Annotated in this window: 14 protein-coding genes; 6 read left to right on the top strand and 8 right to left on the bottom strand. The window is 66.7% G+C overall.

The annotated features are described in order from the left end of the window. Window positions 1-108 precede the first annotated feature (108 nt). Window positions 109-1,104 carry a UDP-glucose 4-epimerase GalE gene (gene galE / locus ABIC17_RS14950; RefSeq protein ID WP_354283061.1) on the bottom strand — a complete coding sequence of 332 codons (996 nt, stop codon included), beginning with the start codon at window positions 1,102-1,104 and terminating at the stop codon, window positions 109-111. 62 nt (window positions 1,105-1,166) lie between these two features. On the opposite strand from galE, the gene msrA reads away from it, so the two are divergent. Further along, entirely contained in the window at window positions 1,167-1,709 is a 543-nt protein-coding gene (gene msrA / locus ABIC17_RS14945; protein WP_354283059.1) for a peptide-methionine (S)-S-oxide reductase MsrA, read from the top strand. A gap of 217 nt (window positions 1,710-1,926) precedes the next feature. On the opposite strand, the gene ABIC17_RS14940 is transcribed toward msrA, so the two are convergent. Further along, complete coding sequence (locus ABIC17_RS14940) at window positions 1,927-3,000, bottom strand: L-threonylcarbamoyladenylate synthase (RefSeq protein WP_354283057.1); 1,074 nt, start codon at window positions 2,998-3,000, stop codon at window positions 1,927-1,929. Between the two features lie 38 nt (window positions 3,001-3,038). Here ABIC17_RS14940 and ABIC17_RS14935 point away from each other — a divergent pair, with 38 nt between their 5' ends. Further along, window positions 3,039-4,769 carry an acyl-CoA dehydrogenase family protein gene (locus ABIC17_RS14935; protein WP_354283055.1) on the top strand — a complete coding sequence of 577 codons (1,731 nt, stop codon included), beginning with the start codon at window positions 3,039-3,041 and terminating at the stop codon, window positions 4,767-4,769. After that, entirely contained in the window at window positions 4,766-5,602 is an 837-nt protein-coding gene (locus ABIC17_RS14930; protein WP_354283053.1) for an arylamine N-acetyltransferase family protein, read from the top strand. The genes ABIC17_RS14935 and ABIC17_RS14930 overlap by 4 nt, the downstream gene beginning before the upstream one ends. A 160-nt stretch (window positions 5,603-5,762) precedes the next feature. Here ABIC17_RS14930 and ABIC17_RS14925 read toward each other — a convergent pair whose 3' ends face one another. Further along, complete coding sequence (locus tag ABIC17_RS14925) at window positions 5,763-6,119, bottom strand: GntR family transcriptional regulator (protein WP_242139790.1); 357 nt, start codon at window positions 6,117-6,119, stop codon at window positions 5,763-5,765. Between the two features lie 39 nt (window positions 6,120-6,158). Next, window positions 6,159-6,737, bottom strand: a complete 579-nt coding sequence (locus ABIC17_RS14920) for a nitroreductase family protein (protein WP_354283050.1) — start codon at window positions 6,735-6,737, stop codon at window positions 6,159-6,161. A gap of 115 nt (window positions 6,738-6,852) precedes the next feature. Here ABIC17_RS14920 and ABIC17_RS14915 point away from each other — a divergent pair, with 115 nt between their 5' ends. The 3 genes from ABIC17_RS14915 (at window position 6,853) to ABIC17_RS14905 (ending at window position 10,258) form a co-directional block, all read left to right on the top strand. After that, a complete protein-coding gene (locus ABIC17_RS14915) occupies window positions 6,853-8,646 on the top strand; it encodes a peptide MFS transporter (RefSeq protein ID WP_354283048.1) in 1,794 nt (597 codons plus the stop codon). Between the two features lie 15 nt (window positions 8,647-8,661). After that, on the top strand, window positions 8,662-9,357 hold the full coding sequence (locus tag ABIC17_RS14910; protein ID WP_354283046.1) for an NnrU family protein: 696 nt from the start codon (window positions 8,662-8,664) through the stop codon (window positions 9,355-9,357). Window positions 9,358-9,421: 64 nt separating this feature from the next. Continuing rightward, a complete protein-coding gene (locus ABIC17_RS14905; protein WP_354283044.1) occupies window positions 9,422-10,258 on the top strand; it encodes a Rossmann-fold NAD(P)-binding domain-containing protein in 837 nt (278 codons plus the stop codon). Here ABIC17_RS14905 and ABIC17_RS14900 read toward each other — a convergent pair. From ABIC17_RS14900 to lepB, 4 genes are all read right to left on the bottom strand, one after another. Next, window positions 10,168-11,097 carry a DMT family transporter gene (locus tag ABIC17_RS14900; RefSeq protein ID WP_354283042.1) on the bottom strand — a complete coding sequence of 310 codons (930 nt, stop codon included), beginning with the start codon at window positions 11,095-11,097 and terminating at the stop codon, window positions 10,168-10,170. The two genes, ABIC17_RS14905 and ABIC17_RS14900, sit on opposite strands and share 91 nt — an antisense overlap. After that, window positions 11,094-12,095 (bottom strand): threonine aldolase family protein, encoded by a 1,002-nt coding sequence (locus ABIC17_RS14895; protein ID WP_354283040.1) that lies wholly within the window; start codon window positions 12,093-12,095, stop codon window positions 11,094-11,096. The genes ABIC17_RS14900 and ABIC17_RS14895 overlap by 4 nt, the downstream gene beginning before the upstream one ends. A 794-nt stretch (window positions 12,096-12,889) precedes the next feature. Next, a complete protein-coding gene (gene rnc, locus ABIC17_RS14890) occupies window positions 12,890-13,555 on the bottom strand; it encodes a ribonuclease III (protein WP_354283038.1) in 666 nt (221 codons plus the stop codon). Next, entirely contained in the window at window positions 13,552-14,403 is an 852-nt protein-coding gene (lepB, locus tag ABIC17_RS14885) for a signal peptidase I (protein WP_354283036.1), read from the bottom strand. Before lepB ends, rnc begins: the two co-directional genes overlap by 4 nt. Window positions 14,404-14,471: the final 68 nt, after the last annotated feature.

Genomic DNA, 14,471 nt, shown 5'->3' with positions numbered 1-14,471 from the left:
CCGGGGCCCAGTCGAAGTGGTCGAGGTAACGAAGCGCAGTGCTTCGACGTCCACCGTTTCGCTCCTGGGCCCCGGCCTTCGCCGGGGAAGCGGTAACAATGGCGGTGCCTACTCCCGCTCGCTCAGCTTGCGTTCCCATGCCAGCGCATCGCGCACGATCACGTCCAGGTCGGCGCGCTGCGGCGTCCAGTCGAGCGTCGCCAGGATCGCGCGATTGTCCGCGACGAGTTCCCCCGCGTCGCCCGCGCGGCGACCCTCCACCACGCGCTCGAGCTTGCGGTTGGTCACCCGGTCGACCGCATCGAGCACCTCGAGCACCGAGAACCCCTTGCCATAGCCCGCGTTGAGCGTGTGGCTGCGGGTCGGTTCGGCGATCAGCACGTCGAGCGCCGCGACATGCGCCGCCGCGAGATCGCTGACATGGATATAGTCGCGCACCCCGGTGCCGTCGGGGGTGGCGTAATCGGTGCCATAGACCCCGACCGTCGCACGCTTGCCGAGTGCCGCCTCGACCGCGATCTTGATCAGGTGCGTCGCGCCGATCGTCGACTGGCCGGTGCGCCCCGCCGGGTCCGCGCCAGCGACGTTGAAATAGCGCAGCGCCGCGTAATTCATCGGATGCGCCGCCGCGACGTCGCGCAGCATCGCCTCGGTCATCAGCTTGGAGGTGCCGTACGGGTTGATCGGCACGGTCGGGTCGCCTTCCGCGACCGGCACGCGCTCGGGCGTACCATAGGTCGCCGCGGTCGAGGAGAAGATGAAGTGCTTCACGTCCGAAACGACCGCGCTCTCGATCAGCGCGCGGCTCGCGACCGTGTTGTTGCGGTAATATTTGAGCGGGTCGCTCACCGATTCGGGGACGATGATCGACCCCGCGAAATGCATCACCGCGCGGACACCGTGATCGCGCATCGTCGCGCGGACCAGCATGTCGTCCTCGATCTCGCCCCGCACGAGCGTTGCGCGCGGATCGACCAGCCAGTCGAACCCGGTCGTCAGATTGTCGTAGACGACGACCTTGTGCCCCGCATCGAGCAGCGCCAGTACCGCATGGCTACCGATATAGCCTGCGCCCCCCGTCACCAGCACCGAACCGTCAAGCATCGCCGTCCCCTTTTGTCGCCTGCCGCCGTACCTATCTTAGACCCCTAAACAAGGAGCGAATGATGGCAAGCGAAGTCGCAACGCTGGCAGGCGGGTGTTTCTGGTGCACCGAAGCGGTGTTCAAGGACGTGATCGGCGTCGAAAGCGTCGAGAGCGGATATATTGGCGGGAAGGTCGCCAACCCGACCTACAAGCAGGTGAGCGGCGGCGATACCGGCCATGCCGAGGCGATCCGCGTGACCTTCGACAGCGATCAGGTGCGCTATGGCGACATCCTCGACATGTTCTTCGCAACGCATGACCCGACGACGCTCAACCGCCAGGGCAATGACGTCGGCACGCAATATCGCTCGGCGATCTTCCCGCATTCGGACGAGCAGGCCGCCGAAGCGCGTGCGGCGATGGAGCGTGCGGCAAAGGACTGGCCCGCGCCGATCGTCACGACGATCGAACCGCTGACGGAGTGGTATGAGGCCGAGGACTATCACCAGGATTATTGGGACAGCGAAGGCCAGCGCAATCCGTACTGCATGGCGGTGATTCCGCCCAAGCTGGCAAAGCTGCGCAAGAGCTTTGCGGAACGGTCGAAGACGGTCTCGGCGTAACGCGGTGTGGGGGCGGGGGGCAGGCGATCGTCGATTGCCTGCCCCCTCTGCGTTTTCGCGCTTCCCCGGCGAAGGCCGGGGCCCAGGAGCGGGCCGGTCGGAAGAGAGCGCAGCACGTGCTTGCCGACCGCCTTCGACTGGGCCCCGGCCTTCGCCGGGGAAGCGCACTCGGGTATTGTGGGACTCTGCCCGTCACCGGTCTTGCGACCGGTGACGGCTAGTCCCGATGCGCGGCGCGGCGCAGGCGGTCGTTGATGGCGGTGCCGATGCCATCCGACGGGATCGGTGCGATCGCGATGCGCGCGCGGTCGGAAGCGTCGGCGCGGTGGAGCGCGTCGAACAAGGCAGCGGCGGCGTCCGTCAGGTCGCCATGCGCCGATAGCGTAGTGTCGCCCGCGACTTCGCCGAACCCGATGAGATATTCGGAAGCCTCCGCCTCGGTCGCGTTCAACCGGAGTGGCTTGTTCGGTGCGTAATGGCTGGCGAGCTGGCCGGGGGCGGTGATGATTGCCGCTTCCCCGTCTTCTCCTTGCTTCCCCGGCGAAGGCCGGGGCCCAGGAGTGGCCGGGTCGGAAGAGAGCGCAGTACTCGCTTGCACATCGCCCTCGACTGGGCCCCGGCCTTCGCCGGGGAAGTGCAATGGGGGGGCGGGGGGAATATCCCCGAACCGCGCTAGATCCTCTGCCGTCACCGGCCCAGGCCGCAACACCTGCAACCCGTAAACGATCGTAGACTCCACCCCAGCCTCGGTCGCGCCATCATCCACCACCAGCGCGATTCGCCCACCCAGCGACGCCACAACATGCGCCGCGCGCGTGGGGCTGATCGCGCCGCTCGCATTGGCGGACGGCGCAGCGAGGGGCACCCCAGCCGCTTCGATCAGCGCGCGCATCGCCCGGTGCGCAGGCACCCGGATCGCAACGGTCGCAAGCCCCGCGGTCACCAGCGACGCAATCCCCGCATCGGTACGCACCGGCAACACCAGCGTCAGCGGCCCCGGCCAGAACGCCGCCGCCAAGGCGCGCGCGGTTGAATCGAACACCGCGATCCGCTCCGCCGCCGCGAGATCGAGCACATGGACGATCAGCGGGTTGAAACTCGGCCGCCCCTTGGCCGCATAGATCCTCGCAACCGCCCCCGAGTCGGTCGCGTCGGCGGCGAGTCCGTAGACCGTCTCGCTCGGGATCGCGACCGGCTGCCCTGCGCGAATCAGCGCGGCGGCCTCGGCGATCGCTACGGCACCGTAGGGTAAGGTTCGCGTCTGCATCGGCGGGTTTGGCGCGGTCATCATGCGGCGCTATAGCCCGCACAAACCTGCGCGATAAGAGGATGCCGCCCGTGTTCACTCCAGCCACCGCCGACCAGCGTTTCGTGCTCGACCATATCGTCGGGATTGCCGATCTCGCCGCGACCGAACGCTTCGCCGCCGCGAGCGACGATGTCGTCGATGCGGTGCTCGAAGGTGTTGGGCAGTTGGCGGTCGGCGAATGGGCGCCATTGCTCCGCACCGGCGACACGGTCGGCGCGAAATGGACCCCGGAAGGCGTCGTCATGCCCGACGGGTTCATCAAGGCGTATCACGATTACGTCGAGGGCGGCTGGGGCACGATCGGCGTTCCCGAGGAATTCGGCGGGCAGGGGCTCCCCTTCGCGATCCAGACCGCGGTGCTCGATACGCTGGGCGCGGCCAACATGGGCTTCGCGCTCGCCCCCACGCTGACGGTTGGCGCGATCGAAGCGCTCGCGCATCATGGCTCGCCGGAACAGCAGGCGCTGTATCTCCCCCACCTCGCGACCGGCGAATGGACCGGCACGATGAACCTGACCGAACCGCAGGCGGGCTCCGACGTGGGGGCACTCCGCACCACCGCCACCCCGCGGGGAGACGGCACGTTCCTGATCAAGGGTACCAAGATCTACATCTCGTTCGGCGATCACGACATGGCGCCCAACATCGTCCACCTCGTCCTCGCGCGCACCCCCGGTGCGCCCGCTGGGACCAAAGGGATCTCGCTGTTCCTGGTCCCCAAATACCGCCTCGACGCGGACGGAAACCCCGGTGATTTCAACGACGTCCGCGTCGTCTCGATCGAGCACAAGATGGGCCTCCACGCGTCTCCGACTTGCGTGCTGAGCTTCGGCGACCAGGACGATTGCGTCGGCGAGCTGATCGGTGCCGAGTTCGGCGGCATCCGTGCGATGTTCACGATGATGAACAACGCGCGCCTCAACGTCGGCCTCCAGGGCGTTCAGGTCGCCGAGGCAGCGACTCAGGCGGCGGTCGGCTATGCGCTCGACCGCGTCCAGTCGGCGCGCGCGGGCTCGGGCAATGCAGCCCCCGTCCGCATCGTCGAGCATCCCGACGTCCGCCGCATGCTGCTCCGCATGAAGGCGCAGACCCAAGCGGCGCGTGCTTTGGTCTATTACGCCGCGGCGCAGGTCGATCGCGCGACGCTCGGCGAAGCTGGCGGGCAGGAGCGGCTCGATATCCTGACCCCGCTCGCCAAGGCGCATGGCACCGATCTCGGCAATGAAGTCGCGAGCCTCGGCATCCAGATCCACGGCGGGATGGGCTATGTCGAGGAAACGGGTGCGGCGCAGTTCTTCCGCGATGCGCGCATCACCCCGATTTACGAGGGTACCAACGGGATCCAGGCCGCCGATCTAGTCGGGCGCAAGCTATCGATGGACAATGGCGGCGTCTTCGCCCGCCTGATCGCCGATATGCGCGCCGAGGCGCAGGACAGCGGGCTGAACGCGCTGATCGACGCCTGCGACGAGGTGGGGCGGCGGCTGGCGACGCTCGACGCCGACGACAAGCTCGCGGCGAGCTATCCGTTCCTGACGATGCTGTCGGTCGCGGTGTGCGGCTGGCTGATGGAGCGGCAGGGCCGGATCGCAGCGGACGCCGAGGGCGACCGCGACTTCCTCGCCATGAAAGTCGCCGCCGCGCGCTTCTACGTCGCGCAGATCGTCCCCGAGGCGATGGGATTGAAGGCCGCCGCGATGGCGGATGCGAGCGTGCTCTATTCGATCGCGCCCGAGGCGTTCGCCGCATGAACGACGCTGTGTTCGACCTCGACGCCTATTTCGCGCGCGTTCACCTCCCCGCACGGCCCTCGGTCGATCATCTTGGCCTTGGCGTGCTGCAACGCGCGCACCGGTTGGCGATCCCGTTCGAGAATCTCGACGTGCGGCTGGGGCGCGCGATCGCGATCGACAGTGCGTCGGTCTTCGCCAAGCTGGTGGGTGCGGCGCGCGGAGGATATTGTTTCGAGCACAACCGGCTTTTCCTCGATGCGCTGCACGCGCTCGGGTTCGACGCGCGCCCGTTGCTGGCGCGCGTCTGGCTCGGCGCGAGCGATGTGCCCGCCCTGACCCATACGCTCAGCCTGGTGACGCTCGGAGAAGAGCAGTGGATCGCCGATCCCGGTTTCGGCGGCAGCTACACCCCGCCGATGCCGCTGATCGACGGCGCACAGGCGACCGCGCCCGACGGCGCCTTGTTCCGGCTCGACCGGGCGGGCGAGCATGGCTGGATGCTGTTGCGCGACGGCGATGCCGCGACCACCGACGGGCGCGGGGCGGGGGCGGGATTCCAGCCGCAGTACAGTTTCGATACGCGGCTGGTGTACGATGCCGACCTCGCGCTGAGCAACCACTGGACCTCGACCGCGCCCGGCGGCCGCTTCCGCCAGGCACGGATCGTCAGCATCGTCCTGCCCAACGGCTTCGCCTCGTTGACTGACTCGACCTATCGGCGTCGGGCGGGCGCGGATTCGACCGAGGCGGTCATCACCGACCCGCGCGTGTACCGGCTGCGGTTGAGCATGATGTTCGGGATCACGCTGTCGGCGGAGGAGGTTGCGGCACTCGGGGTGGTTGCGGAGTAGGGAAAGGGGGACTCCCTTCCTTCCTCACTCGCTTCTTCCCCGGCGAAGGCCGGGGCCCAGGAGCGGTGGCCGAGGTAACGGCGCACATCCGCCAGCAATCCTTCGTTCCTCGACTGGGCCCCGGCCTTCGCCGGGGAAGCGTATTGTATCCGATGCTTCCTTACGCCTTCTCGCGCTCCAGCAGATCCGCCACATCGAGCCCGAGCAGGTCGATATGCGCGGCAATCCGCGGCCAGCTCGTCTCAAGGAAATGCGTGCGTTCGGCGGCGCGCAGTTTTTCCGCCGCGCCGGGCAGGACGAACATCCCGACGCCACGCCGAACCTCGACATAGCCGTCGTCCTGAAAGCTTTGATACGCCTTGGCGACGGTCAGCGGATTGGCACCATGTTCGGCGGCAAGCGCGCGGACCGAGGGAAGCTGATCCCCCGCGCGGAATTGGCCGCGCAGGATCGCGGCCGAAATCGTCCCGCGCAGCTTGATGTACACGGGCGAGTCTTCGCTGTTCAGGGCTGTCATGCTGATATAATACAGCACAGGCCTGTCATGTCCAGTCTTTTAATGGTTCCACTTTGTAACAATGTTTTCCAGAATGGGACGTGGACGCTCGTCTAATTGCCGTGAGGGCGTTCCAAGGAACATGAACCCGGCGATCCGTTCCGGATCTGCGCCGAACGCATCGCGGACCGCACTCGAATAGCTCGGCCAGCCGGTCAACCACCCGCCGGCATAGCCAAGCGCATGCGCTGCGTGCAGCAGGTTCATGCACGCAGCGCCCGCCGACATTTCCTGTTCCCACAGTGGAATGTGGCTTTCGGTCTTGGGCGAGGACAGCACGACCACCAGAGTGGGCGCCTGTTCCGCGAACTGCACCAGCGAAGAAAGCTCGGTCGCGCCAGCCTGTGGACGCTCGGCGCGATAGGCGGTGGTAATCACTTCGGCCAGCTTTGCGCGCTGCTCGGGTGCGACCACGACGAAGCGCCACGGCGCAAGCTTGCCGTGATCCGGCGTGCGCGCGGCGATCGTCAGGATCGTCTCGAGCTCGGCGGCGTCGGGCCCAGGCGCGACCAGATCGCGCGGCTTGCCCGAGCGGCGGGTGGCGAGGAGCGAGAGCGGGGTTGTGCGATCATTGAACATGCTTTGCCCTTAACGCGGTACGCCGCATATTTACACACTTGCGATTGACGTTAGTCTCGCCCGCAACCAAACGCGCCACAATCGCCGGCGCCACGACATTTTCAGGAGTTTGTACATGGTGGACACCCCGACCGCGGATACCCCGCGCGAGCCGGATATTTCCCATGTCAATCCGGCAGCGGGCGAGACGTGGTTCGGTCATCCGCGCCAGCTCGCGCGGATGTTCACCACCGAAATGTGGGAGCGCTTCGGCTATTACGGCATGCGCGCGTTGCTCACGCTGTATCTCACCAAGCATTTCATCTTCGGCGACCGCGCCGCGACTGGCCTCTACGGCGGGTTCACCGCGCTGGTGTATCTGACCCCGCTCGTCGGCGGGTATCTCGCGGACCAGTATCTCGGCTCGAAGCGCTCGGTAAAGTTCGGCGCGATCATGATGGCGGTGGGGTATTTCACGCTCTGCTTCGGCGGGCAGACCGCGGTGCCGTTCGCGACGATCGACGGGCAGCGCTACAACGTCACGGTCGAAACCAACGCCGGGACCGAGCAGCGCTTCATCACCGACCAGGGCAAGCGCCTGCAGGTGAAGGGCAATGACGACGGCACCGTCTCGCTGCTCGGCGCCGACGGCAGCACCGCGCGGACGATCGCAAAGGACGGCTTCAAGTCGGACGCCGAGCGCAGCCCGCTGTTCGTCACGATCATGCTGATCGCACTCAGCCTCGTTTCGGTCGGCAACGGCTTCTTCAAGCCCAACATCTCGACCATGGTCGGTGAACTTTACGCGCAAGGCGATCGACGACGCGATTCCGGGTTCACGATCTTCTACATGGGGATCAACGTCGGGTCGCTCGGGTCGCAGATCCTGTGCCCGATCCTCGCGGCGACGTTCGGCTGGTGGGCGGGCTTCGGGCTTGCGGCGATCGGGATGCTGATTTCGTTCACGCTGATCCAGTTCGATGGCGGCAAGCTCAACGGGTATGGCGAACCCCCGGTCCGCACCGGACCCGACCGGACGATCCCGATCTTCATCGGTGCGCTGATCGCGGTGCCGGTGCTGTATTTCCTGTTCGTCAATCTCATGAACGCGGTGCCGCCGGTGCCGGGGTCGGGCTTCGTCGGCTATCTCGCGTCGTTGTCGCTGATGGGCAAATTGCTGTTCGGGACCTTCCTGATCGGGATCCCCGCGATCCTGATCTGGTCGTTCGTGATCGGCGACAAGCGCGAGTTCCAGATGATGCTCGCGGCGATGGTGCTGATCGTGTTCAACGTCGTGTTCTGGACGCTGTTCGAACAGGCGGGCTCGTCGTTGACGCTGTTCGCCGACCGTAACACCGATCTGCGGCTGTTCGGCGATTTCGCGATCTCCGCGCCGCAGACGCAGTTCTTCAACGCCTTCTTCATCGTCACTTTCGCGCCGATCATGAGCATCCTGTGGACGACGCTCGCCAAGCGCGGGATCGAGCCGTCGATCCCGGTCAAGTTCGGGATCGCGCTGATCGGCGTGGGGCTGGGCTTCCTGTTCCTGGTGCTGGGCGCCGGCTATGCCGGTCCGGGGTTCCAAGTCGGTGTCTGGTGGCTCGCGGGGCTCTACCTGATCCACTCGCTGGCGGAATTGTGCATCTCGCCGGTCGGCCTGTCGATGATCACCAAGCTGTCGATCGCGCGGATCGTCGGGCTGATGATGGGCGTGTGGTTCCTGTCGATCAGCTGCGCGCAATATGTCGCCGGGATCGTCGCGCAGTTCGCCAGCGTCGACACGGTCGGCGGGCAGGTCACCAACCTCAAGGTCAGCCTCGACACCTATACCGGCACCTTCACGACGATTGCACAGGTCGCGATCGCGCTGGGCGTGGTATTGCTGGTCCTGTCGTGGCCGCTCAAGAAGTGGATGCACGGGGTCAAATAACCGGGGGGTAGGGGCATGGACGGCACGGCAGTGGTTCTCGTGAGTGCGGCGGCATTCGTCGGCTCGCACTTCGTGCTCTCCCATCCACTCCGTGCGCCGATCGTCAGGGCGGTCGGCGCGAACGGGTTTCTCGGGATCTACTCGCTGGTCGCCTTCGCCACGCTCGGCTGGCTCGCGCACGCTTACCGGACCGCCCCCGCCACCGCGCCGTTATGGGCGGTAGGCGAGGGCATCTGGGGGCCGGTGACGCTGGTGATGCTGGTCGCGAGCGTCCTGCTGATGGGGTCGCTGCTCGGCAATCCGGCGCTGCCGGGCAACCCGGGTACCACCGCACCGGCGGCGGCGCGCGGGGTGTTCAGTATCACCCGCCATCCGATGATGTGGGCGTTCGCTTTGTGGGGGCTGTGCCACATCGCGGTCTATCCGATCGCGGCCAACATCATCGTCGCGGTCGCGATCATCGTGCTCGCGCTGGTCGGCGCGGCGCTGCAGGACGCCAAGAAGGAATCGCTCCAGCCCGACTTGTGGCGCGACTGGGAACGCAAGACGAGCTACTGGCCGTTCGTTGCGATCGCACAGCGCCGCGCGAAGTTCGGCGGGTTCCGCCCGCATGACATCGCGGGGGGCGTAGTGATCTGGCTCGTCGCGACCTGGGCGCATTTGCCGCTTGCGGGGATCGCGGCGGGGGTGTGGCACTGGATCTATCGCTAGGGTTGGCGCGTCTGTGGGGTTCGGGCTACCGCGCCACCTTCCGCCACCCACGAAAGACGTCGTCATGCGCTTGTTGATTTTTGGACTGGGTTACACGGCACAGGCGCTTGCCGACCGGCTGCGCGGCGACGGCTGGAGCGTCGTCGGCACCAGCCGCGACGGGCGCGCTGGCACGATCCGCTTCGATGATGCCGACGCGGTACGGCGTGAGATCAGGGTGGCGAGCCACATCCTGTCGTCGGTTCCTCCGGCAGACGAGACCGACCCCGTCCTGACGACCTATGGCGCGGACCTGCTGCGCGCGGACGCATGGCGTGGCTACCTCTCTTCGACCGGCGTCTATGGCGACGTCGGCGGCGCGTGGATCGACGAGACCGCCCCGACCGGCACCGGCCGCCGCAGCGCGCGGGCGGAGGCGGATGCGGCGTGGCTCGCGTCGGGCGCGCATGTGTTTCGTCTACCGGGCATTTACGGACCGGGGCGGTCCCCGCTCGACCGCGTGGCGCGCGGGAGCTCGCACCGCGTCGACGTGCCCGGGCAAGTGTTCAGCCGCTGCCACGTCGAGGATATCGTATCGGGCGTGATCGCGGGGATGAACGGCCCGGCGGGGGCGTATAATCTGGCGGACGAAGTTCCCGCCAGCCCCAACGACGTCGTCGCTTTTGCCGCCCGGCTGCTAGGGATGGAACCGCCACCGTTCGTCGCGCTCGAAACGCTGTCGCCGATGGCGCAGGGATTTTACGCCGAGAACCGCCGCATCTCTAACTTCAAAGCAAAACGCGTGCTGTACTGGACCCCGCGCTACCCGGATTATCGCGTGGGTCTGCGTGCCTTGAGCGCGATGACGAGCCCGCCGATGACCAGCGCCGCGCCAGCACCCGCCAGCGCCGACCAACGATAGCCCTCGAACAGCGTCGACAGGCACATCGCGATCACCGGCACCATCACGCCCGAATAGGCCGCTTTCGCGGGGCCGATCACGCGGAGCACGCCGAAATAGAGCGGGAACGCGACCGCGGACGCGAACACGCCGAGGTAGAGCGTTGCCGCGACATAGGACAAGGTCGGCTCGAACACCGGCGGCCCGGTGGTGATCCAGGCGAACGCGCCGTCGAACAGAGCGCCGAGCAGCATCGCGACAGCCAGCATCGGGATCATCGGATAGGCGCGCGCGGTCTGTGTCCCCTGCATCACGTTGGCCGTCGAGGCCGAGAAGATCGCGAGCACCGTAAAGCCGATCCCAATCAGCACTTCGGTCGGCCCGTGCGGGTCGACGCGCGTCTCGCGCAGGAACAGCAGGGTTACCCCCGCCATCGCGACGCCCATCCCGACGATCAGCTGCCGCCCGAGCTGCTGCCCGAGGAAGATCCGCCCGAACACCGCATTGGGGAGCAGCATCAACGCGAACACGACCGCGACCAGTCCCGAGGTGATGTGCATCTCCGCGCGATAGACGAAATTGAAGTTGAGGCAGAATTGCGCGAGGCCCAACAGGACCGCGAAGCGCAATCCGCGCGCGTCCAGCTTGATCCGTTCCCCGCGCGCCAATGCGTAGATCGCCATCACGATGCCGGCGACGAGGAAGCGATAGGTCACCGACCAGCTTGCCGGCACGACGCCCAATTGCCCGCGGATCACCAGCCAGGTCGATCCCCAGATCAGCGTCACGATTCCGAACGGGATCAGGATCGCGAGTTGGCTCGACCGGGGTGGCCAGGCGCCGGGGGGCGCGGAACTCAAAGCGCGGCGATCGCGTCGGCGAGCGGGCGGATGTCCTCCGGCTGCTGGTCCCAAGAAACGACCAGCCGCGCCTCGCCGGGGCCCCAGTCGTAGAAATCGAACCCGAGGCCGCGGAGTTTCGCGGCTTCTTCGGCGGTGACGCGGATGAACACCTCGTTCGCCTCGGTCGGGTGGATCAGCCGGTCGCCCGCACCCTGTGCAAGCAGCGCCGCGCCCGCATTGGCGTTCCGCGCGAGATCGAGCCACAGATCGCCCTCGAGCATCGCGAGCAACTGCGCAGCGAGGAAGCGCCCCTTGCACAGCAGCATCCCGGCGCGCTTGCGGCGGTAGAGTGTCGCGTCGGCGAGGTCGGTGTCGAAGAACACCAAAGCCTCGGCGTTCATTCCGCCGTTCTTGATGAACCCGAAGCTCAGCGCAGTGACGCCCGCGCGCCACGTCATGTCGGCGAGCGAGCAGTCGACCGAGGCGATGGCGTTTGCAAAGCGCGCGCCGTCCATGTGCAACCCGAGCTTGCGCGCCTTGGCGATCTCGCCGATCGCGGCGACCTCGGCGGGGGAATAGACCCGGCCATATTCGGTCGCATTGGTGATCGAGATCGCGTGCGGCTGGGTCTGGTGGACGTCGTAGCGGGTCGCGTCGAGCACCGCGGTGATCGTTTCCGGGGTCAGCTTCGCACCGTCGCCGTCCGCGAGGAACAGCTTTGCGCCATGGGTGTAGAATTCGGGCGCGCCGCATTCGTCGTTCTGGATATGCGCGTCGCGGTGGCAGATGATGCTGCCGTGCGGCGGGCACATCGCGGCGAGCGCAAGGCAGTTCGCCGCAGTGCCCGAGGGTACCCAGAGCGCGCGCACCTGTGTCTCGAACACTTCGGAGAAACGCGCATCGAGCTGTTTGCTCCAGCGGTCACCATCATAGGCGGTGTCGAGCGTGTTGGCGTCGGCCATCGCGGCGAACAGGGCGGGGTGCACCGGGGCGGCATTGTCTGAGAAGAAACGCATGGGGCGTGCCTACGCGCGCGGTCGCGGGGGCGTCAACCAAAGGGAGGAGGGGCTAGGGGCGCTTCCGTGCTTACAGACGCTTATTCATTATCTGCTTCCCCGGCGAAGGCCGGGGCCCAGTCGTGATGGCGGAGGTAACTGCGCGCATCCGCCAGCAATCTTCTGTTGCTCGACTGGGCCCCGGCCTTCGCCGGGGAAGCGGGACGGCGTGAAATTGTGAGATTGGCGCCGTTTCTTCAACAGCACCTGCGCCTCGTTCGTAGCGTGGATCATCTACCAAATGCGCTTCCCCGGCGAAGGCCGGGGCCCAGTCGTGATGGCCGAGGTAACTGCGCGCAGTCGCCAGCATCTTCTGTTTCTCGACTGGGCCCCGGCCTTCGCCGGGGAAGCGGGACGGCGTAAAATTGTGAGATTGGTGCCGTTTCTCCAACAGCACCTGCGCTTCGTTCGTAGCGTGGATCATCTCCCAGATGCGCTTCCCCGTCGAAGGCCGGGGCCCAGTCGTGATGGCGGAGGTAACTACGCGCAGTCGCCAGCAATCTTCTGTTCCTCGACTGGGCCCCGGCCTTCGCCGGGGAAGCGGGACGGCGTGAAATTGTGAGATTGGCGCCGTTTCTTCAACAGCACCTGCGCCTCGTTTGTAGCGTGGATCATCTACCAAATGCGCTTCCCCGGCGAAGGCCGGGGCCCAGGAGCGATGGCCGAGGTAACTGCGCGCATCCGCCAGCAATTTTCTGTTCCGCGACTGGGCCCCGGCCTTCGCCGGGGAAGCGGGACGGCGTGAAATTGCGAAGTTAGCGCAGCTTCTCGAGCAGCGCGGTCGCCGCCGCCGTCTCGGCTTCCTGCTTCGAGCTCCCCTCCGCCTCGGCCTCCGCAAACCCGCCGAGCGCGGCCTTCATGCGAAAACGGGGCGCATGATGCGGACCGGAGCGCTCCAGCACTTCATAGGTCGGGGCCTTGCGGTTGTGCGCCGCGGCCCATTCCTGGAGCGCGGATTTGGGATGCTGCGGTGCTGCGAGCTGCCGGCTTGCGCGATCCTGCCAGCAGGTGCGGACGGCATGGCGCGCACCCTCCAGCCCGGCTTCCAGATAGACCGCGCCGATGAGCGCCTCCATTACGTCGCCCAGCACATTGTCGCTGTCCGACGCGCCATCGTCGCGCGCCTGCTTGCCGAGCTTGAGATACGGCACCACGCCAATCGAGCGCGCGACATCGGCGCAGATCGCGCCCGTCACCAGCGCGTTCAACCGCTTCGACAGCGCCCCCTCGGGCTCTTTCGGGAACAGCTCGAACAGCCATTCCGCCATCACCAGCCCGAGCACGCGGTCGCCGAGAAACTCGAGCCGCTCGTAATTGGCCGCCGCCTGGCTGCCATGCGTCAATGCGCGTTCGAACGGGACGAGGTCGATCGGGCGGTGGCCGAACGTCTCGGCCACCCAGTCCTGCAAGGCTACGCTCAAAAACCTTCCCCGACCCGCGACCAGCGCGCCGCGCTGAACCAGGTCCACGGCAGCAGCCAGCTGGCCGAGCCATCGGTCGAGAAGAACGACACGACCGCCTTGCCCTCGATCCGCTCCATCGGCACGAACCCCATGCCCTGCGGCGGGTCGAACCGGCTGTCGCCGCTGTCGTCGCGGTTGTCGCCCATCACGAAGACATGGCCCGCGGGCACCTTGTACACTGCGGTATCATCGGCGCTCGGCATCTCGCCACGGTCGAGCACGGCGTAGCTCTTGCCGTTCGGGAGCGTCTCACGGAACTGGCGATAGCGGCAGATCGGCGTGCCTGCGGCGTCGGAATCCATGAATTCGCCAGGGCATTCGGTCCCGCCCGGATAATTGGGCGACAGCGGGATGGTGAAGTCGGGCATCCGCACCTTGGGGATCGCCTTGTCGTTGAGGAACACCTGACCCCCGCGCATCTGCACGCTGTCGCCGGGCAGGCCGATCACGCGCTTGATCACGTCATGGTCCTCGCCCGGAGGGCCGCGGAACACGACGACGTCGCCGCGCGTCGGGTCACGCGGCAGGATCCGACCGGGGATCAGCGGCACGCCCCACGGCAGCGACCAGCGCGAATAGCCGTAGTTCCACTTGGACACGAACAGGTAATCGCCGATGTACAGCCGCGGCAGCATCGATTGCGACGGGATGCTGAACGGCGCAAAGATGAAGCTGCGGAACACGAACACGACGATCGCGAGCTTCAGGAAGAAGCTCAGCGTTTCGCGCGTTTCCGACTGGCGGGGCTTGGTCTTGCGAGGGACCGCTTGGCCAAGCGGAACGGGCGCGGGTTCGATGTCGGGCATAGCGCGCGGTTTGCGGGCGGCGGAGCGTGTCGTCAAGCTGGCGGTTGTAACTGGGCGCCGTTAGGGCG

The organism is Sphingomonas sp. PvP056 (assembly GCF_040549155.1).
Classification (GTDB): domain Bacteria; phylum Pseudomonadota; class Alphaproteobacteria; order Sphingomonadales; family Sphingomonadaceae; genus Sphingomonas.
Note: the sequence above shows the minus strand (reverse complement) of the source record. Positions and strands in the feature narration are given on the sequence as shown.

Bases quoted from the DNA above. Each gene is read 5' to 3' on its own strand.
- galE (WP_354283061.1), bottom strand. From the start codon at position 1,104: ATGCTTGACGGTTCGGTGCTGGTGACGGGGGGCGCAGGCTATATCGGT.
- msrA (WP_354283059.1), top strand. From the start codon at position 1,167: ATGGCAAGCGAAGTCGCAACGCTGGCAGGCGGGTGTTTCTGGTGCACC.
- ABIC17_RS14940 (WP_354283057.1), bottom strand. From the start codon at position 3,000: ATGATGACCGCGCCAAACCCGCCGATGCAGACGCGAACCTTACCCTAC.
- ABIC17_RS14935 (WP_354283055.1), top strand. From the start codon at position 3,039: ATGCCGCCCGTGTTCACTCCAGCCACCGCCGACCAGCGTTTCGTGCTC.
- ABIC17_RS14930 (WP_354283053.1), top strand. From the start codon at position 4,766: ATGAACGACGCTGTGTTCGACCTCGACGCCTATTTCGCGCGCGTTCAC.
- ABIC17_RS14925 (WP_242139790.1), bottom strand. From the start codon at position 6,119: ATGACAGCCCTGAACAGCGAAGACTCGCCCGTGTACATCAAGCTGCGC.
- ABIC17_RS14920 (WP_354283050.1), bottom strand. From the start codon at position 6,737: ATGTTCAATGATCGCACAACCCCGCTCTCGCTCCTCGCCACCCGCCGC.
- ABIC17_RS14915 (WP_354283048.1), top strand. From the start codon at position 6,853: ATGGTGGACACCCCGACCGCGGATACCCCGCGCGAGCCGGATATTTCC.
- ABIC17_RS14910 (WP_354283046.1), top strand. From the start codon at position 8,662: ATGGACGGCACGGCAGTGGTTCTCGTGAGTGCGGCGGCATTCGTCGGC.
- ABIC17_RS14905 (WP_354283044.1), top strand. From the start codon at position 9,422: ATGCGCTTGTTGATTTTTGGACTGGGTTACACGGCACAGGCGCTTGCC.
- ABIC17_RS14895 (WP_354283040.1), bottom strand. From the start codon at position 12,095: ATGCGTTTCTTCTCAGACAATGCCGCCCCGGTGCACCCCGCCCTGTTC.
- lepB (WP_354283036.1), bottom strand. From the start codon at position 14,403: ATGCCCGACATCGAACCCGCGCCCGTTCCGCTTGGCCAAGCGGTCCCT.